The organism is Flavobacterium aerium, assembly GCF_030766725.1.
Classification (GTDB): Bacteria; Bacteroidota; Bacteroidia; order Flavobacteriales; family Flavobacteriaceae; genus Flavobacterium; species Flavobacterium aerium.
The window spans coordinates 225,421-245,528 of the sequence record NZ_JARQWR010000003.1; the positions used below are offsets into that span (position 1 = coordinate 225,421).

General features: G+C 31.4%; 14 protein-coding genes. 3 read left to right on the forward strand and 11 right to left on the reverse strand.

What is annotated here, in order from left to right; genetic code table 11:
* Position 1: 1 nt before the first annotated feature.
* Together P6733_RS05505 and P6733_RS05510 are read right to left on the reverse strand one after the other, a co-directional pair.
* On the reverse strand, positions 2-3,718 hold the full coding sequence (locus P6733_RS05505; protein ID WP_306350757.1) for a peptidoglycan-binding domain-containing protein: 3,717 nt from the start codon (positions 3,716-3,718) through the stop codon (positions 2-4).
* A 36-nt stretch (positions 3,719-3,754) separates the two neighbouring features.
* Positions 3,755-5,857: a hypothetical protein gene (locus P6733_RS05510; protein ID WP_306350759.1), complete on the reverse strand. Its 2,103-nt coding sequence runs from the start codon at positions 5,855-5,857 to the stop codon at positions 3,755-3,757.
* A gap of 443 nt (positions 5,858-6,300) precedes the next feature.
* On the opposite strand from P6733_RS05510, the gene P6733_RS05515 reads away from it, so the two are divergent.
* Positions 6,301-6,849, forward strand: a complete 549-nt coding sequence (locus tag P6733_RS05515) for a GNAT family N-acetyltransferase (protein ID WP_306350761.1) — start codon at positions 6,301-6,303, stop codon at positions 6,847-6,849.
* Positions 6,850-6,923: 74 nt separating this feature from the next.
* Here the strand turns inward: P6733_RS05515 and P6733_RS05520 are convergent, their stop codons facing one another.
* The 6 genes from P6733_RS05520 to P6733_RS05545 form a co-directional block, all read right to left on the reverse strand.
* Positions 6,924-8,048, reverse strand: coding sequence for an AI-2E family transporter (locus P6733_RS05520; protein WP_306350763.1), 1,125 nt, complete (start codon positions 8,046-8,048; stop codon positions 6,924-6,926).
* Between the two features lie 83 nt (positions 8,049-8,131).
* Positions 8,132-9,304, reverse strand: a complete 1,173-nt coding sequence (locus tag P6733_RS05525; RefSeq protein WP_306350765.1) for a dicarboxylate/amino acid:cation symporter — start codon at positions 9,302-9,304, stop codon at positions 8,132-8,134.
* Between the two features lie 38 nt (positions 9,305-9,342).
* Positions 9,343-10,347, reverse strand: a complete 1,005-nt coding sequence (locus P6733_RS05530) for an EamA family transporter (RefSeq protein WP_306350767.1) — start codon at positions 10,345-10,347, stop codon at positions 9,343-9,345.
* Between the two features lie 418 nt (positions 10,348-10,765).
* Complete coding sequence (locus P6733_RS05535) at positions 10,766-12,745, reverse strand: ATP-binding protein (RefSeq protein ID WP_306350769.1); 1,980 nt, start codon at positions 12,743-12,745, stop codon at positions 10,766-10,768.
* 147 nt (positions 12,746-12,892) lie between these two features.
* Positions 12,893-13,141 (reverse strand): hypothetical protein, encoded by a 249-nt coding sequence (locus P6733_RS05540; protein WP_306350771.1) that lies wholly within the window; start codon positions 13,139-13,141, stop codon positions 12,893-12,895.
* A 493-nt stretch (positions 13,142-13,634) separates the two neighbouring features.
* Positions 13,635-14,537 carry a LysR family transcriptional regulator gene (locus tag P6733_RS05545; protein ID WP_306350772.1) on the reverse strand — a complete coding sequence of 301 codons (903 nt, stop codon included), beginning with the start codon at positions 14,535-14,537 and terminating at the stop codon, positions 13,635-13,637.
* A 181-nt stretch (positions 14,538-14,718) separates the two neighbouring features.
* Between P6733_RS05545 and P6733_RS05550 the strand changes: the two genes are divergently transcribed.
* Together P6733_RS05550 and P6733_RS05555 are read left to right on the forward strand one after the other, a co-directional pair.
* Positions 14,719-15,999 carry an acetyl-CoA C-acetyltransferase gene (locus tag P6733_RS05550; protein ID WP_306350775.1) on the forward strand — a complete coding sequence of 427 codons (1,281 nt, stop codon included), beginning with the start codon at positions 14,719-14,721 and terminating at the stop codon, positions 15,997-15,999.
* A gap of 248 nt (positions 16,000-16,247) precedes the next feature.
* Entirely contained in the window at positions 16,248-16,892 is a 645-nt protein-coding gene (locus tag P6733_RS05555) for an SDR family NAD(P)-dependent oxidoreductase (protein WP_306350777.1), read from the forward strand.
* Positions 16,893-16,942: 50 nt separating this feature from the next.
* On the opposite strand, the gene P6733_RS05560 is transcribed toward P6733_RS05555, so the two are convergent.
* From P6733_RS05560 to P6733_RS05570, 3 genes are all read right to left on the reverse strand, one after another.
* A complete protein-coding gene (locus P6733_RS05560) occupies positions 16,943-17,695 on the reverse strand; it encodes a LytR/AlgR family response regulator transcription factor (RefSeq protein ID WP_306350779.1) in 753 nt (250 codons plus the stop codon).
* Positions 17,688-19,457, reverse strand: a complete 1,770-nt coding sequence (locus P6733_RS05565) for a tetratricopeptide repeat-containing sensor histidine kinase (protein ID WP_306350781.1) — start codon at positions 19,455-19,457, stop codon at positions 17,688-17,690. The genes P6733_RS05560 and P6733_RS05565 overlap by 8 nt, the downstream gene beginning before the upstream one ends.
* A gap of 78 nt (positions 19,458-19,535) precedes the next feature.
* Positions 19,536-19,961 carry a hypothetical protein gene (locus tag P6733_RS05570; protein ID WP_306350782.1) on the reverse strand — a complete coding sequence of 142 codons (426 nt, stop codon included), beginning with the start codon at positions 19,959-19,961 and terminating at the stop codon, positions 19,536-19,538.
* Between the last annotated feature and the right edge of the window lie 147 nt (positions 19,962-20,108).

Here is a 20,108-nt window from a genome sequence, read left to right on the forward strand (position 1 = left end):
CTTAAATATTAAATGTATTTAACACTTCCTGTACCCCATATTTATGCCCTGATGAAGGGGTTAATAATGTTTTATGTATTTCTGTTTGAGCATCTTTTAGCACATCGGTTGATTGGAATGGAAACCATTTCCCATTTTTATATAACACGGAAGAATCAATTAGTCCGGCCATACCCGAAACAGCTCCACGTATAGTATCTACTCTATGTTCACTTGATGCAGCTATGCCCAATTTGACTTCCAGAGCAGCATTGATATTTGTCATAGCCCCTAGAAAAGATAAAGAATTCACGATATCATCTACTCCCATTCTTCTACCTTCCTCTGTTAATATTCCATTTAAATAATTATTAAATTCATCATAAGCGGTGAATATGGTCATCATCGATTGTAAAAAATTGGGGTTGTTTAGCTCCGTAGCATATGTATCTACAATATATTTATTCAATCCTACTGGTACAGACATTAAAGTTCCATCTGGATACTTGGCCCCATTAGGATCTAGCAGACCATCTTTGAACATTTGTTCGTAAAACTTACTACCCAGATTTATTATCAATTCGGTTTCCGTTTCCTCCGTATTTACAATATTTGGTTTATTTGCTAAATATTTAATAATCGTATTTCTGTGATTTTTAATATTGTTATTGACTATATTTATTAAATTTTGAGAACCAAGCACCTCAATCAATAATAATTTCCTATAATAAAATGTTAAGACATTGGTTATTGGTTCTATGGATAATTCCATTGAAACATCTAAATATATTCCGGCATCAATACCAAACGTTTTTGCCCTTTGAAGAAAATCTCTTTTACTCTTAACTTCACGATCTCCTATATTGCCAGTAGTGCTGTAATTATTAACAACCTTATCCCCTACATTCGCTTTGGCTTTTAGGTTCCTTCTTTCTAATTGATTAATTCCTGCTCCTACTTTCGTTCTAAAAGTATAGCTCTGCATGAAAGACAGCATGTCCGCTATATTTTTTTCATCAAAGTTTAGATTTTGCCATAATTTATATAAATTTAATCGAATCATAGTTTCTTGTCCAGGCATACAAAATGTATTTACATCCCCAGTATAACTTCCAATTTTCACGTTACTTTCCCATGTCCAATTACTACCAGTAACATATCTAATGGCTCCAGCTATTCCTTCTACAATAGGTATATTATTCCCTGTTAAACTAACATCGTTTAGAGTTACAACAGAAGCAGCAACTTTTCTAGTTCCTTCAAAAGCGACTCCAAGTAAAATTCCTGTATCGCTTGTCAACAAACTAAAAAAGCGATTAATAAAGGCCACAGAAGGCTTCATGAGTAAACGCTGTAAAAAATTACCCATTGCCCCTACATTTAACTGGTTTTGTGCATTAAAAGTTAATTCTACTTTTGTACTACTGGCCACTCTACCATCAACTTCAGGTAATAATGGATTATTATTATATTCTGCTTCGTATGAAAATTCGTATCCCAAAACATGTTCTCCCGAGATTTGTATTCCAATTCCGGGGAGATTACTTAAAATATTATCTACCCCTACAAAACTCTTCTTCTCGTTTTGTTCCGAACTCGTCTCTACTGCTTTCTTTAATTTTATATTTTTATCCGGATTTGGATTACCTGCAATAAATCCAACCTGAGCAGCTGCGCTAACTTTAGTACTTTTTTCAAGTACTATGGACATATTATTCAGATAATTTCGTGGACTAATATTTAATAGGTTTAAACAATTTAAAATCTCAGAAGCCGCTTTAACCAAAAAACCACCGTAAACAGTTACAATCATAGCCAGTAATCCCGTTTCTTCAGGACGAATCGGAAATTCATACTCAGTAATTCCTTTAAACTTAAACCCTGATTCTATAGAAGCCAAAGCATTTATTCCAATAGGTTTTTTTGTTTTTCCACTTCCTAATGAAAATCCTAATGAGTAGGAATACCCTGTCGCAACATCCCCACCTACATATAAACTTCCTTCAGATCGGTACATTATAGTAAGTTCATTTTGAGGTGTCATTTTACGCCATATTGATCTACCTCCCATTGCATCAGTTGCAATTGGGAATAATCCCCAAGTAATTCCAATAGTAGCTTCACATATTCCTCCTAAACCTCTTGGCCAATATTTTGCTAATGATTCAATTGCAAATCGATATGCATTTTTATAAAAAGACCATACCTCACTGTATAAAGCTATAGTTGCTTCTTTTACAGCAGAAAATAATATGTTAAATATTGATGTAGAAGTCATTTGACCGATTCTACCTTGCAATGCCAGTTCAGAAATGTAACGCATTAATTGAGCATTTTGAATAGCTGGATCGTCATAAGCTTCTAACATTTCATAATGCCTGAAGTTTAAAAAATAATATAATGAATCTGCAAATTTCCTTGATGGTATACGAATATTTTTACCTCCATCTGCTATAAAAGAACTTGTCTCACCATTCGGCTGAAAAATAATTTTAGTATTTGGATCTAACTCTTCTTGTTTTTTTAAAAAACGATAATAATTTGGTAAACCTGTATAAGTATTATTGTCATTCGGATCAAATTTATTATCAAAAAGATTTGTTGACTCTAAATGATCTATTTTATAGCGATTTTGTAAACTATCTCTTTTCATTCCCCATTCTTTTATAACTCCAATAGTTTCTTCACTAGAATTATAATAATATAATAGGTTTAAATAAAACTGAAATCGGGCATCCTCAGATCGTTGTTGTCCTTCAAATGGAACTCTATTCGGTAAAGTAAAAATAGGTACATCATCATTATATGGATCTTTAATGATATAATCTCCAGTGCCATAATAATTTTCTTCTACAATTGTTGAAAAGTTTTCTCCACTTTTCACCTTATAAATTTTTGCTTCTGGATCATCAAACAATAATGGAGGAGTATTTTCTGCCTCTAAGGTTATATTATCCATCGGAATTAAAAAACTCCCCTCTACATTCTCCATTTTGATTTTAGTAGTATCCTTATCCAACGATAAATGATCTATAGGAGAAAATCCTTTATTTGCTCTGCTTATATTTAATTTTTCAATAGACTTATCATTACTAGTATCTAGAAATCCAAAACCACTATTAGGCAGAGCAACATAAACTTTTGATTCTTCCAGAGAAATATAACTTCCTTTTATTGGCTCATCACTGTCAAATTCTATTTTTTCTCCCCCTATGTTTAATACATATTTATATTTCCCATCAGGATCTCGTTCCTGTTCAAAACTAAAACTATTATTAGATGACTTCCCAATAATATCACCTGAATCATAATCTTGAATTACATCGTTATGAATTTTAGTGTCAAGTGCTAGTAAGGTCTGTGTATCTACTATACCTGTTGTTGGTAATCCAACCCATTCCTGAAATTTCTTAACAGCAGATTCTAAATTATCATCAAAATTAAAAGAAGTGCTATCTAAAGGATATGCAGGTCCAAAATTATGATTGTCTTTATTAAGATAATGAACAATATTTAATGCTAATCTAATTATTCTTACTGCAGAATTATTTTTAGAACTTTTGGTGTTTTTACCTAAGGGTCCATATGCTACATCATCATTTTTTGCTAATCCGACTAAGTATAAATTTGTATTTAAGATAAGACTTCTTAATTCTCCACCACCTCTTACACTGTTAGGAATATTTGTTACAGGTAACGAAATATTGTTTATCGCTTTTTTTGATATATATATTGACATATGGATATTACTTTAAAAAATTATATTGAAACTTAATTAATATAGAATAGCAGTTATTAAGCTAATTTTTTCATCATTAACTAAAATCTCCTCTGGATAATCTATTAAATCTATTGTAAGCATATTATTATTACCTTCAACAATTGTGGCTACACCTAATGATAAAGTGTATTCTTTTATAACAAACTTGAAAGCAGGGATTGAGACTAAATTATTTGATTTTATATAACTAGGATGTTTTACAAAAAATTCATTATCGGTATAAGCTGTAGTTTCTAAATCTTTTAAAGCCTTATACTCTTTATGCGTTAGAGTAATTGCTTCAAATGTTTCAAAAACATCGTCTCTAGTTTTATATTCACCAATTCGTGTATAGAATAAGAACTTTATTAATGAATTAGAATCTTCTGTATTATTAAATGAAAATTTTGCTAATTCAAAATTTTCAATTTTATTTGATGTATTTAGTATTTGATTTAAGTATCCAGCTGTAGAATCAGCCTGAGAATTTAATTCTAAATCTTCTACTACTCCAATAGAAGTATTTATACTTTTATTTTGAAATTTACCCGTTGCTATTATCTCTTTTGGATAATAAGCCTTGTCTTCTACCTTTTGATAAACTAAATCACTCTTATAACTAAAAAAAGTAACATTATCTTTATCAACAGCTATACCTGAAGTGGGGTAATATGCTTCTCCTCTTTCAGCATTAACTATAAGAGGTGAGTTTAAAGATGAATAAGTATAAACTCTAAAATGTCCATCTTCAATATTCTCGTTTCCAAAAATATTATTCATCTTCAAAGAGAAAAAGTTATTCCAAATCGGACTTTCATATTGTTGATTGAGGCTATCACCAATTGCTGATTTTTTTAATAAAAAATAATTTGCGCCTAACTTATTATCATTAAATCTCCAGTTCTTTAATCCAATTGGCTCTGTCCTTTTCAATTGAATATTAATACTATTATCTGATAATGCAATTGGAGTATGTCGCATTTCCTTATTTCCGCTTCCTGTAAATATTTTACCTACATAAGAAGAAATAAAATTTAAATTTTCTGGATTACCTGCCAATATTGGGAGCATAATAAATAAATTGTCTCTATCTGTATTATACTGTATATTCTTCAGTATTAAAATCGGCCATTTTGAATAATAATTATGGGGTTCGAAAATAGGTTTTTTAATACTTGTATTGGTAGAATAAAAACCTAACTCAACTGTATCTTCTAACTTAAAAAAATGATTATATGAAAATCCTTGATCATTTCTTACATCTATATATACAACATTTTTATTATAAAATTTAGATAAAAAATCATTCCCATTTACTGTTTTTTTTATGATCTTATTTTGGTTTTTTGAAGCCCCATAAAAAGCTGTAATATCAAGATAATTTAAAATCTCCTCTTTTTCCATTCTAGTGTTAAACATTTTGATTAATTTCTCTTTTGTCGGGAGATTTTCAACAAGTATGAGCTTAGGAATCTGAAAAATATGTTCCGATTTTTTCAAAATGTCTAATTGGGTTTCATAACCAATCCGATCCAAAATTATTTGTACACTTGCTAAATGACTAGCTCCCCCATAAAACTTTCCTATTTGACAACCAGCAGGAACTATTATTGGATGGAAATTATCCGAATTATCGAAAAATATTTTTTCTAAATATGTACTATCAATAGCCTCGGAAAAATCATATCCTAGAGAACTAGCACTAGCTAGATTACTTGTTTCATTATCTAAATTAATTTTATCTTGAAGTTTCTTAATAATATCTAATATATTATTCGAATCCCAACTTGGGTCTGATGCTTTAATAAATTTATCATTTCCAAACAATGTTGCTTTTTTAATGCCTCGATAAATTATAAACTTAATTGGAAAACCCAATAAATTAGCATCTAAAGGTCGTATTGCTATATTTAATAATTCCTCATCTCCATTACTTTGAACAGCTAAAACAAGTGATTTCGTTAAAGAGTAGACTGGAGCCTCCTCTAGAACCAAAAATTTATTTTCTAATTGATAACGCTCATATCCTGATTCATCATTTTGAGGACCAAAAGCCATACTCTCGATTTGATTGTTTTGAATACTTTCTTCTTTCGTAAAAAAATATATTTCTGTCATTTATATTAGATTTAATGAAATTAATTGTCATGATTCAAAACTCACTTACTTTTATAAAATTGAAAAAACCTTTTCTTCTTCTTTTAAATAAATTTCACAAGTTCTTTCAAAAAAGCATGTTCAGTTTCTAAATTTAGAAATAAATATTTGGATTAGCTACTTCAAACTTAAGTCTTTTCCTGTTTTTAACGTAAATATCACATTCAATTATCATAAGAAAAAACTTATAATTAAATGGTAGCTTAAGTAAACAGTAGGGGAATCTTTTTTTTATAAAGGGAAATTTTAGAAAAATAAAAATTGTAGTCTTTACTATTTGTCCTTCTCTTTTATACTTAAAGAAAAATCTTCCATATTTCTTTCTATGTAAAAATACTATATCTCAAATTCCTTATCTTTGAGTAGATATTATTACATTATAATAACCCACAACTCTTCTGATTATGATGGATTTTGAAATAATCGAAACAGATCGTTTAAAACTTCGAAAGGTTACACCTGATGTTTATGATTTTATTTTTCAGAATTATACCAATCATGAAATTAAAACTTTCTTAGGATTACATGATGATATTGATTTTCATCGAGAACGTGAAAAATACAATGAGGGCTTAACAACCTATAACAGGTCTTTTCTAGTATTTCAACTATTAGATAAAAATACAGAAACTATAATAGGTTCCTGTGGCTTTCATACTTGGTATCTAGAACATGATCGTGCCGAAATTGGGTATGCTTTAACGAATGAGCAGTACAGAGGCAAAGGATTTATGACGGAAGCTATGGATACTATTATTGCATATGGATTCAACACGATGAATCTACATCGTATTGAGGCATTCATTGGGCCTAATAATACGCCTTCCTTACAATTAATTAAGAACTTTCATTTTACACAGGAAGGACATTTAAGAGAACATTTTTTCAAGAACAATGTGATGGAAGATTCTCTCGTTTTTTCACTTTTGAAAAAGGAATATAAAAGCAAATGATACAACCTAATTCCTATAAAAACAAAAGCCGATTTCTATAGAAATCGGCTTTTGTTTACTCATAAAATATGTTATTATACATCAGAATCCTGATTTAAATATACTTCATCTATTTCTTCTTCAGTTTCTTGTACAGGTGCTGCATGATAGTGTTGTTCATCTTCTCCAAGCACCATTCCCCAAGGCTTTAAACCATCCACACGGTCAAAAATAACTTTGAAAATTGCTATCACTGGAATCGATAAGAACATACCCGTAATACCCCACATCATTTCTCCTACCACTAAACCTAATAAAGCGACAAGTGTATTAATTTTCACTTTGGATCCTACTATTTTAGGCATAATAAAATTACTGTCAACCAAATGTATTGCTGCCATCGAAATCACTACAAACAATACATGACTACTACTTGTTGTTGCAAAAGTGATGATTATCGTAATCAATAAAGCAATGAACATTCCGATGTATGGAATGATATTAAATATTCCTGTAATCAATCCTAGTAAAAAGGCATACTTGATACCAATACATTCAAAAGCAATGCATGCTAATGTTGTTACAATCAACATTTGCAGAAAAAGCCCTACAATGTATTTCTTTACAATATATTGTACTTGATTAATCGCATCATATACAATTAAACTATGATTTTCATGGAATAACGAAACAATAAATCGTAGTAATAAATGGCGGTGTAACAGAATAAAAAACGTATACAGAAAAATAAACATCAGAAACAATACCAATGAAGACACAGACAATAAGGTTTGCCCTACTAGGGATGTTCCCTTACTCAATACATCGGTTGCAAAACTATTGATGTAGTTAATCTGTTCTGTATTATTAACATGGAAAGTATCCGAAATCCAATTCTGTAATGTGGTGGTAGTTTCCAATACTTGTTGCCTAAAGGCAGGTAAATCCTGAGCAAAATCGGTCAATTGAATACCCAATAAAAATAGGACTCCAAAAATGGTAACAATCAAAACCAACAATACAACAAAGGCAGCCAAGCTACGAGGAAAACGCCAGCGTTTCTCCAAAAAATTAGCAAAAGGCAATAATAGCAGGGAGAATAGAAAGGCAAAAATTAGCGGTGCTAATAGTGTTTCTCCTATAATCGCTACGTATCCCACAATAACTAAAATAATCAAAACATGTGCTAATCGCGTATAAAAAGGCGTAATCCGTGTCATTCTAATGTTTTTAATTTGTTACTGAATAAAAATAATCCAAATTACAGTAGCGATTGCATTTATTCTGTAAAATTTGAATCAAATTACTCGTTAGTCAATTTTTTCTTATCAGCATAGGCCGATAGCATCAATGATAATGCCCCATCTCCTGTTATATTACAGGCTGTTCCAAAACTATCTTGTAATGCAAAAATGGTTAGTAGTAAAGCTGTTCCTGCTTCATCAAACCCTAATACTGATATAATGATTCCCAACGAAGCCATTACAGTTCCACCTGGGACACCTGGAGCACCGATAGCAAACACGCCTAATAATAATATGAAAATTACTAGTGTTGATAGAGCCGGTAATGTTCCGTATAAAACCATTGATACTGTCATTACAAAAAATACTTCGGTTAGTACTGATCCACATAAATGGATATTTGCAAACAGCGGAATAGAAAAATCGGTAATATCATCTCTTAATATTTTACTTTTCTTTGCCGATTGTAATGCTACTCCTAAAGTAGCGGCAGAAGACATCGTACCTACAGCTGTAATATAAGCAGGTCCATAATGTTTCAATACTTTCCATGGATTTTTCCCCGAATAAAGTCCTGCCACGCCATACAAAAAGGCTAACCAGATGTAATGACAAACAATTACTATAATTACAACCTTTAAAAACACAGGCAACTGGTGTGTAATGGATCCTTCATAACTTAGAATACAGAAATTTGCTGCTATAAAAAAAGGCAACATTGGTATCAGTACTTTATTTACCAAGGCCAAAACAATTTTCTGAAAATCTTCCAGTAATTCTTCAATCTTTTTTGATTGTGTCCATACTGTGGCTACACCCAACATTAAGGCTAATACTAAAGCGCTCATTACACTCATCACAGGTGGTATATCCAATTGGAATAATAATGCTGGAACTTCTTTCAATCCTTCCTTTGATGCTACAATATCCAAAAAGGGAATAAACTGATATCCTACAAAAGCTCCAAAAAGAGCACTTCCTACAGATGATAAATAAGCAATCAATAATGCCAATCCTAATACTTTGGAAGCATTGCTCTTCAATCGGGTGATGGACGGAGCCACAAATCCAATGATAATTAGGGGAACCATAAAAAAGATCAATTGACCTAATATATACTTAACGGCAATAACAGCCTGAATTTGTTGTTCAGTAATATAGTTACCCAATAGGATACCTAGAATAACACCAATCAGTAATTGGAATACGGTACTCGAAAATACTTTTTTCATAAAATAAATATTCTTTTAAAAATGCTAATGTGCCGGTTTTACGACGTTGTAATGTGTTTATAAGGACGGGAAATTTTAGTCAAAAAACGATTGATTCTGCGCAACTTAACCTTAGTTCGTTTATCCAGCTTAATCTTATATTTTGAAATATTTGTAAATAATACCCCCGCCAGTATTATTCCTAAACCAATAAATTGTGTACTGGTAATTGATTCTCCTGCAATAATCCATCCCAGCAATACTGCTACAATTGGATTAATATATGTATGCGTACTCACCGTAACTGTATCTTTGATAGACAAAAGCCAAATGAATGACAAATAGGCTATAATGGATCCAAAAACAATTAGAAATCCTAATCCTGCCCAAGCTTTTATCGGTACTTCTGCAAAGTGTATGCTACTCCATTCACCTCGAATTAAAGCAATACTAAAACTCACTGTACCTGCTACGATGAGTTGTTGTGCAATATTCATAAAAGTAGAATGTCCAGCTGGATTATTCTTAGAATATAAAGCGCCCAATACCCATGAAACTGAACTGAGTGCCAATACTACAAAAGCAATAATTCGGGTAGAACTATCGGCTTTAACCGATACTGAGCTTACACTTCCCTTTAGGAATAATAATAATCCTGAAAATCCTATTGCCAGTCCTAATACGATGTATTTATTGGAAAAATAATAATTCCAATTTTTCTTATCAATAGCAATAAACCAAAAAGGTCCCGTTGCGATTGCAATTGCTGCTTCGGTAGAGGTAACATACTGCTCACCCCAAGCTACTAATCCTGTACCTCCTGCCAAAATTAAACTGCCAGTAATCGCGTTTTTCTTCCAATTCGGCAAAGATAGTACTTTCTCGCCTTTTGCATAACGCCAGGCAAATAATATCAATCCTGCAATTAAAAAGCGAAATCCTGATAAGATAAAGGGAGGAAATCCTTGTAAACCATAGAAAATAGCTAAGAATGTAGACCCCCAGATAATGTATATACTGGCAAAAGCCAGGAAAACAAGTAATGAATTTTTATATAAAGCCATAATAAATTAGAGTAATAAATGAAATAAAAAAAGCCCTTCATCATTGAAGGGCTTGTAATTGGTACTTTTTATGATCAATAACATTCCTTCAACAATACGATAAATTCATATTGCAGCACATTGAAATTGAAATCATATTCACATTAATAGTTTCCATAGAATAGGTATTTTAAGTTATCGTTTTGGTTGATTATTTGAGCATAAAAAAAAAGCCCTTCATACTGTTGCATGAAAGGCTTTTTATCTATTGAAATATATTTTATATACTAGACCATTTCATACCATAAGGGATTCGAGCAACACATATTCATGTTACTTGAATTAATTATAATATTTTGGTTATTTCTCTTCATTATGCGACAAAAGTAAATAGTTTTTCAATACGAACGGTATATCGAACCAATTTTTTATCAATTAGTTAATATGGAATTTCAAAATTGGCTTTAAAGCCCTTTCCTGTACCAGTTTCAAAAATAACTTTTCCACCAATCGTATGAATTCGTTCTTCTATATTTTTCAAGCCACTTTTATAGACGGCTGCATTCGATTCCATCCCAATTCCATTATCAGAATACGTAATATTCAATTTTTTAACATTACTTAAAAAACCTACAACAATTAGACTGGCTTCACTATGTTTTTTCATATTTACCATTAATTCCTGAAGAATACGAAACACAATAATTTTTTTATTTTCCTGAATTCCCTTCCAATCGATTGCATCCAACCCACGAATGATTACATTCGATTGATTGGTGGAATATTCTGAAAGTAGTTGTTTTAAATGTTCGCCATATTTTGCTCCAGTATCAATCGAACTATTTTCTCTTGAAATATCACGGGTTCGTATATATACCTGATCTAATGTATTCATTAATCTTTCTTTATTCTCAGGAGAAGACAAATCCTGATTTTCTGCGAAAGCCATGGCATTATGTACATCATTTGCTAATTCATCATGTACTTTTTTAGAAATCCTGGTTTCTGTCTTATACGTTTCCTGAACCATTTGCCTTTTATGTATAGATTTAAGTATATAAATCAACAAACCACAAATTAATAATGCCGAAAGTCCTCCTAGTCCATATAAGTTTTTCTGATTACTGATACGTTCTACCTGAATTGCTCTAATTGCTTGGTCTGCCTTCAATTTTAAATTTTCTTCTTTACTTTTAGAAGAATCAAATTTTACGGAAGCAAACTCATCTTTGACTTTCATTCTTACTTTACCAATGCTATCTCTTAAATTGTTATTATAGAGGGCGAGTTCTTTTAGTTCAGATCCTGAGCTATCTTGGATTAATAAATGTAACGCTTCAATACGATCGTCAACACTATTATTCTTTGTTGCAAATTCATAAGCTTTTGATGCATATTTTTTAGCTAGAATTAAATCCTTAGGATAATAATAGCGGGATAAATTCATATAACTTGAAATGAGTTCGTATGAATTATTAATTTGCTCGCGTATCATTAAACCACGCTCAAAATAGAATAGACTTAATTTTCTATCACCCAAATCAAAATAAGCAGTTCCTAGATTATTCAGTACACGTCCTTTTAATTTAAATACTTCTGTTTTTAATTTTTCATCCTTAATCTCAATAGGTATTTGAATTAATGATGATAATATCGGAATAGCCTGCATCGGCGCTTTCTTCTTAATGTATACTACTGCTTGATTATTTTTCAAAATTATTTTTGATAAGGAATCTTCTGTAAGTTCATAGGCTTTTTGATAATAATCTAAAGCTTTATCATAACTCATAAGGTTTTTATAAGCTACTCCCAATATATTATAGGCTTCTCTATAGTATTGTTTATTTGTAGAGTTTTTTAAAAACTTTAATGCTTCTGTCGCTGTATTTTCACTCCCAAAATAATCATTAGACGTTTGTTGAATACGGGCCATTAATAACAGTTTGTATACTACTTGAAGACTATCTTTTCTTAATTCATATTGCAATTTTGAAATGTTATAAAAATAAAAAGTACTATCTAATTTTTCTTTTTTCCAATAATAATTACCGAGTTCTTCATATGCCTTTGCTTTATATAAAGTATCATTTTTTTTAATAGCATAATTTTCGAATTTATGAATATAATACCATGTACTATCTGTAGTATTTTGAGTTCTTAAAGTCACTACATTCCACAATGTTTTCAATACCAAAGAATCTTGATTTGAAGCATAGGCCATTTTATACGCCTTAGTACTGTTATCCAATCGTTTTTGTATTGAAAGAGAATCTTCTTGACTAAGAGTCAAATATTTATTCACTTGATTAATAACATCCTGTTGCCCAATAATCGACTCTTTAGGTTGATTACAGGATATAAAAGCCCCTATAATAATTATAAAAAATAGAAGCTTGTATTTTTTCTTAATCGTTACCATAAAGCTAAAGTACTAATTATAATGTTTTTTCTATAGGCATTATACATTCTTCAATCAAAAAGCAATCATTCATTACCGATAATTTTAAATAAAAAATACCCTCAAGAATAGATTCTTGAGGGTATGTCATACTAAATTATTATTCTATTACTTTTTTGGCGGTGTAATCGGTGTATATCCATCATCTCCACCAGTATCAATTTCATCATCATTAGGTATCACGCCTTTTGGGAATGGAACATCACCTGGATCATTTATAGAATCTTTAGCTTGTAAAGATTCATATGGTTTTTGACTCATTGTGGTTCCTGATTCATCGTATAAACCATCTGTTGAACATGAAAATAATGTAGCGCTGATTGCTAAAATTGCCGTATATATAATTGATTTTTTCATTGTTTTTAAATTTTAAAAATTTGACATAGGAATGGCCGTTCGAACTTTTTTGTTCGATTTTTTTAATACATTCATTCCGTTAAAAATTGGTTTTTGGGAAGTGGGAAATGCGACAACAGAATAGGATGATTTATACTTCCCAGTTCATTATTCTACCCTGTCTTGCATTTCCATAATAGAATCAACTTATACATTTGCCTCAATTGCTGACCGATGTTGTAATTAATTCTGAGACAAAGAAATAACCATTGTCAACGAGTATTGCAGTCAAATTCCGATGATTCTGATAATTCCGATAACTTCCTTGTATTTCCGCCAAATTCCGATTCTATACCTTGAAAAATTCCGATATTTCCGGCTTTACAATCCATTTAAAACACAAAAAATCCAGTGTGAATGACACCAGATTTTTAAATATTGATTTAATTTTTAGGCAAAAAAAATGGCATCATTTACATGATACCATTCGTTTCTTTTCTATGTTATTTGTATATTATAGTGGTTGCATTTCTTTTTCAAATATTTGCTGAATTACAGCAATCTCTTTGGCATAAATTGTTTTCTTACGCATTGCGAAATACAATGTGTTCTCTATCGTGTGTTCCCCTTCCCATAGCACCTTAACTTTCCCTTGACTTACTTCATTTTTACATAAGAAATCTGGAATAACAGCTATACCACTGCGTCCACTAATACAACGGGCAATTGAATTCATGTTAGGAACAATAAAATTGGGTTTAAAATCTGGACGTTTATTAAAATTCATATACCAGAATCTTCTTAAGTGTTCCATATCTGCAGTTGTTCCATACCATATCTGTTGCTTCAACCACTGCTGGGCTCCTTCAAAATCTTTCTTTTTGATTAAGCTGTTGAATACTTCGCTTTCTGTTTCGCTACCTGCTACTAAAACAATCTTTTCTTTTGAAAACGCTTTATTCTCAATTGATTTGTTATCTCCTTTTTGTGGAGTAATTATTAAATCCAGAATACCATTGCATAAGTCATTGAGCATTTCGGGATAATCTCCAAATTTTATAATGACATTAAAATCTAAAGTCGGTAAATAGGATTCTAAAGTAATTTGGAACGTTTCAAAACACATCCCAATACTAATTGTCGGTTTATCTTTTTCCGCACTTCGATGAAAGTGCTGCTCGGCCGATTCTAATTTATTTAATGCATCCAATATATAATTATAAAGTACTTTTCCACGCTCTGTAGAAACCATTTTACGAGACGTACGATCAAACAACTTATAACCTACATAAGCTTCTAATGAACTTAAATGTAAGCTCACACCAGGTTGCGAAATAAACAAGGTCTGAGCTGCGCCAGTAAGTGTACCTGTTTCATATATTGCTTTAAATGTTCTATACCATTCTAAATTGACCATAGCATTTTATATTATATTTATAATGCAAAAGTACTACTTACTCTATTTTAATAATAGCAATTTAACATTCTTATTTTCCTGCTGTTTAGTCTTTTCTCTGTTTTTATATCATAAAAAATTGCCAAATCAAAAATCTGGGTTTTAATATTTTGTATCTTTAATACCATAAAATTTGAACATAATGATAGAAAATAAGCCCGCTCGAAAAGTAGCAATTGTAGGATACAACCGTATTCCTTTTGCACGTCAGAATACAGCCTATATAACCGCTAGTAATAAAGACATGATGACTGCTGTTTTAAATGGACTTATTGAGCGTTATCATTTACAGAATCAGATTTTAGGAGAAGTTGCTGGAGGTGCTGTAATTAAACACAGCTGGGAATTTAACTTAATGCGAGAATGCGTTTTAAATACTTCATTAAATCCCAGAACACCTACCTGTGATTTACAACAGGCTTGTGATACAGGAATTGAATCGGCTATCTATATCGCAAATAAAATAGCCTTAGGACAAATTGATGTTGGTATTGCAGGTGGTGTAGATTCTACCAGTAATGTTCCTTTGATTTTAAATGAAAGTTTGCGAAAAAAATTACTAGCTATTCGAAGAACAAAAGGATCGTGGAATAAATTCACTCAACTTTTATCCATTAAATTTAAAGATTTAGCCCCTATTGCTCCCATGAATAGTGAGCCGAGCACTGGTTTATCTATGGGTGGACATACTGAGTTTACTGCAAAATATTATAATATTTCCCGTGAGGAGCAAGATGTATTAGCTTTGGAAAGTCATCAAAAAATGGTTAAGGCCTATGAACGTGGTTTTTTTGATGATATGATTTCACCGTATTTAGGCTTAGAACGTGACAATAATCTTAGGGCAGACACTAGTCTTGAGAAGCTAGCCCGATTAAGACCTGCATTTGATAAAGAACATGGTACACTTACTGCTGGGAATTCATCTCCACTAACCGATGGTGCATCGGGTTTATTATTAGCCAGCGAAGAATGGGCTAAGGAACACAATTTACCGATTTTGGCCTACATTACTTTTTCTGAATTGGCCGCTATTGAATATGTACAGCATAAGCACAACCTTCTTCTGGCTCCAATTTATGCCTCTACAAAAATGCTTCAAAGAGCCAAAATGAATTTGCAGGACTTTGATTTTTATGAAATCCATGAAGCTTTTGCAGCACAAGTACTCGCTACTTTAAAAATATGGGAAAGTCCAGAACTCACCAAAGAATTTGGACTGGATCATCATCTAGGCGCTATTGATCGTGCAAAACTCAATGTGAACGGAAGTAGTACCGCAGCAGGTCACCCATTTGCAGCAACTGGCGGGCGTATTATTGCTACTATGTCCAAATTACTGAACGAAAAAGGATCTGGAAAAGGATTTATTTCTATCTGTGCTGCGGGTGGACAGGGAGTGACAATGATTATTGAAAAATAAACCTCAACATTCAGGTTTATTACTAAATAAATAGGTTGCATAACATCGAAATAAGGCTAATTCTATTCTTACAAAACATATTAAATATTTTGTTCTCTCCACACTATAAATCCTCCCTTTATAGCAGAGAAATAAGTCCAAAATACTTTTAAATCTTTACAATAAATCGTAACTTAGTTTCGCCGTCAATCAATACTGATTTAGGGCATGAAAAAGGATTTTTTGAATAAAAAAACAAAAAAAATTATATGAAAAAAGCAGTTATAATAATTGGTGCTGGAACCGGTTTAAGTAAAGGAATAGCACATAAATTTGGAAAAGAAAATTACACCATTGGTTTAATCAGTCGTAATGCTGAAAATCTAAAAAAACTTCAAACAGAATTAGCAGAAAAAGGAATTGAAAGTTTTTATGCTACCGCAGATGCACATCATGCTAATGAATTAACCACAGCCATAGAGAAATTAAAAAAAGAATTAGGCGGAATAGATGTATTAGTCTATAATGTCGCTAATATAAAACACAAAGATATACTGGAAGAAACATCTGATACATTGGTCAATGATTTCACCTTAAATGTTGCTAATGCGTTACACTCTTTACAATGCGTTCATAATGATTTAAAGGATAGAAAAGGAGCATTTCTATTGTCTGGAGGTGGTCTTTCATTATTTCCACATTCACAATATGGATCATTAGCTATTGGTAAAGCGAGTATTCGTAATCTAGCTTTTCAATTGAATAAACGACTAAAGCCTGAAAACATATTTGTAGGAACGGTTACCATTGCAGGTAGTATTGAAGAAAATAGTAAAACACATTCTCCAGCAATACTAGCCAATAAGTTTTGGGAATTATTACAACATCGATCTGAAGCTGAAATCCAGCATTAATATAAAAAGAGAACGTTATATGATAACGTTCCCTTTTTTAATATGATTCTCTATTTCAAAACAGAATAGCGTTCTACAAATTGATCTTTGTATCGTCTACTTATCGTAATCTTTTTTCCCGAGATTAGTTCCATTTGATTATCGGCTAAATGAAGTTTTTTCACTTTATTTAAATTCACCACATGGTTACGATGAATTTGAATGAATTGTTTTTCTGGTAATTTCTGAAACAATAACTTTAATGATATCTCAATTAAAAAAGAATCATCTTCCGTGAATATAGTTGCATACTTCCCTTCTACTTCTATGAATTCAATATGATCAAAGGGAACTTTAACCAAAGTATCTCGTTTCTTAATGAGAAAAAAGGCTTCCATAATTAATGTTGCTCCTATTTGTCCAGAGGAAAATAAACCTACCGTATTCGTGAATTTTTCCAAGGCTAATTCTAAAGCATATTCAAGCTCTAAGGTATTGAAGGGTTTGATTAAATAACTATAGGGTTTTGTGAGTCGAGCGGCTTCAAATGTACCCCGATCTACTGCACTGGTTAGAAATACAAAAGGTTTTAATGTAGCTGGATTTTCATTAATCCGTTCAGCAAAAACAATCCCATCTGGTTTCCCATCCAAGTATACATCGATAATTACAATATCTGGTTTTTGAGCATAGAAAAAACCAAGCCCATCTTTTAAATTTGTTGCTACAGCTGTAACTTCATACCCTTTTTCTTCTAGAGTTTCACGCAATATCTGTCCTTGCTCCGGTTCATCTTCAATAATGAGTATACGTATCTTAATCATGGTTTTCATTTTTTGCTAACTCTAAAGTAATAAAAACTCGGGTACCAATCCCTTCTTCACTTTCCAAATCTAATGTTCCTCCATTTTTCTCAGTCATGGTTTTACATAATTCTAAGCCTAATCCTGTACTCATCTTACCATGAGTATCTCTTTGTCTTTTTTCCAAATGGACATTAAAAATAGAAGCTAAAACAGTTTTTGAAATTCCTATTCCATTATCTTCAACAACTAACTGGATTAACTGTTCTTTTGTTCGGGTATAAAGCTTTATCTCACCTCCATTTTTCGTGAACTTTAAGGCATTATCAATCAAATTTCGAATGACGATTTTGAAAGCATTCAAATCAGCATAAATCCATACATGAGTAGGAATATCTTGAATAAATTGGATTTGTTTCAGTTTCATCGATTCGATATAGTTAACACATACTTGTTCCACAATAACATGCAACGGTAATTTTTCTATCGTAAAAAAAAGATTCTTATTTTGTTCCAAAGCCCAGTAGAGCAAATTGTCTAGCATGGAATAGGTGCTTTCTGTAATTCTGATATTTGATTCCAATAGTTTTTGAAAATCAATGTAATTTTGATTAACCAGTGCTTTCTGTAACTTGACATTACTTTCTTTCAACATATAAACTGGTGATCGGAGATCATGGGCTACAATTGAAAACAGACGATCTTTTGTTCGGTTTAATTCATCAAGTTGAATATTCTGACGGGCAATTATCTTGTTCTTTTTTAAACGTTGTCTGTAGGCAACAATCCCAATTAAAAGACAAATTAATAAGGTGATTGTGACAATAATAAAAGTATTCCGTTCTGCTCTTTTTGCTTGTAAAAGTACCTTTTGAAGCTTAGCTTCTTTTTCCAATAATTTAATCTCACTTTCTTTCTTATTGACAATAAACTTCTTCTCTTGTTCTGCCAATTCCCATACCTTATCTCTATTCCATATCTTCTCCTGTATCTCAATATAAGCTTTATAATATACTAATGCTTTTTCGTTATTGCCTTTTGATTCCATTGCCAATGCAAGATTAAAATAAATATCATCTTGGATATCTAGGGCTTTTATCTTCTGAGCCAATACTAACGCTTTTTTAAAATATCGAATCGCCTCATCATCACGATACTGCTCAAAATACAAATCTCCTAAATTAAGATATCCTGTGGCAATCCTTAAACTGTCTTTTAACTCCTCATGAATTGCAATACTTTGTTTATAATATACCTCAGACTTTTTAAAATCGTGGTTTTCAATATTGGCATAACAACGGGCTATATTATTGTATATTCCTCCCTCTAGATATTTATTATCAGGAAAACCACCTGCTTCAGATTCTAATTTGAGGTAATATTCTAATGCTTTTTCATAATTTTCTTGTTCAAAATATGAAATTGCAATGTCTATATTCAAGTTAAACCAACCCAATGGTTCTTTAAATTGCATGCCTATTTTCTGAGCTTTTAATAACGTAACCAAAGCTTCTTTATACAACTCATTTTTACAATAAAAACTTCCTTTTAAGTAGTAACTTAAATATAATAAAGTATCCTTTTTTACTCCATTTTCGTAATAATTAATTGAAGTCAATATGGCTGGTAAAAGACTATCGTATTTTTTCTCCTCCAGTAACATATGCATCTTATGAAAAGGGACAAAACTTAACGTTGAAACGCTATTTTTTGTCCCTTTTTCTACGTTTATATTTTTTTTACAAATCAAACATTGCTGTTTTGTAATCGTTGAAAGTTTCATTGATGTTCCTGTTTGTTGTCCAAACGACGGAAATAATCCTAAAAAAAAATAAGTACTATTGTTTTCATTCTATATAAATTAAATATTAGTCAATGAATTTGACATTCCAACTGTTTTTCCGCCTCTTATTTTACCTGTACCCATATCATTATCAACCTGAATTTCAATGATGCTATAAAATTCATCTAAGTCAAAAGGGACCGATTTGATATACCATAAATTAATAGCTTCCATTCTGGAGCTTCTAAAATTGATATTAATTTTTTTCACAGGTAATAGCTCTTTATAAAGCTCCATAAATTCTTCCGGAACTAAGGAAATTTCAGATTTTGAGCTATCAGAAATAGGCAGATAACACATAATTTCGATAGTCCATGATCTTTTCCCTGCAACCTTAGATTTATCATAGGTAGCATTAACAAAGGGTGTCATACAAACAGGTTCCATTTTGGCAGGATCTGTAGGGATTTGAAATGATTTTTGAATAAGAATTGGTTCAGACATATTTATATTATTTTATAAGTTACATGCTAGTAAAAATAGTTAAATAATGCTTATACCTACTATTTTACCACTCATACTATTCGTATTACCACTCCTGCCATTTCTCCAAAACTACATGATTCCTCGCTGTAATATTGTCCTATAAAT

What these genes read in the sequence shown, in the direction of transcription:
- P6733_RS05550 (WP_306350775.1), top strand. Translation starts at nt 14,719, where the DNA reads ATGATAGAAAATAAGCCCGCTCGAAAAGTAGCAATTGTAGGATACAAC.
- P6733_RS05540 (WP_306350771.1), bottom strand. Translation starts at nt 13,141, where the DNA reads ATGAAAAAATCAATTATATATACGGCAATTTTAGCAATCAGCGCTACA.
- P6733_RS05560 (WP_306350779.1), bottom strand. Translation starts at nt 17,695, where the DNA reads ATGATTAAGATACGTATACTCATTATTGAAGATGAACCGGAGCAAGGA.
- P6733_RS05525 (WP_306350765.1), bottom strand. Translation starts at nt 9,304, where the DNA reads ATGAAAAAAGTATTTTCGAGTACCGTATTCCAATTACTGATTGGTGTT.
- P6733_RS05520 (WP_306350763.1), bottom strand. Translation starts at nt 8,048, where the DNA reads ATGACACGGATTACGCCTTTTTATACGCGATTAGCACATGTTTTGATT.
- P6733_RS05545 (WP_306350772.1), bottom strand. Translation starts at nt 14,537, where the DNA reads ATGGTCAATTTAGAATGGTATAGAACATTTAAAGCAATATATGAAACA.
- P6733_RS05535 (WP_306350769.1), bottom strand. Translation starts at nt 12,745, where the DNA reads ATGGTAACGATTAAGAAAAAATACAAGCTTCTATTTTTTATAATTATT.
- P6733_RS05565 (WP_306350781.1), bottom strand. Translation starts at nt 19,457, where the DNA reads ATGAAACTTTCAACGATTACAAAACAGCAATGTTTGATTTGTAAAAAA.
- P6733_RS05555 (WP_306350777.1), top strand. Translation starts at nt 16,248, where the DNA reads ATGAAAAAAGCAGTTATAATAATTGGTGCTGGAACCGGTTTAAGTAAA.
- P6733_RS05570 (WP_306350782.1), bottom strand. Translation starts at nt 19,961, where the DNA reads ATGTCTGAACCAATTCTTATTCAAAAATCATTTCAAATCCCTACAGAT.
- P6733_RS05530 (WP_306350767.1), bottom strand. Translation starts at nt 10,347, where the DNA reads ATGGCTTTATATAAAAATTCATTACTTGTTTTCCTGGCTTTTGCCAGT.
- P6733_RS05505 (WP_306350757.1), bottom strand. Translation starts at nt 3,718, where the DNA reads ATGTCAATATATATATCAAAAAAAGCGATAAACAATATTTCGTTACCT.
- P6733_RS05515 (WP_306350761.1), top strand. Translation starts at nt 6,301, where the DNA reads ATGATGGATTTTGAAATAATCGAAACAGATCGTTTAAAACTTCGAAAG.
- P6733_RS05510 (WP_306350759.1), bottom strand. Translation starts at nt 5,857, where the DNA reads ATGACAGAAATATATTTTTTTACGAAAGAAGAAAGTATTCAAAACAAT.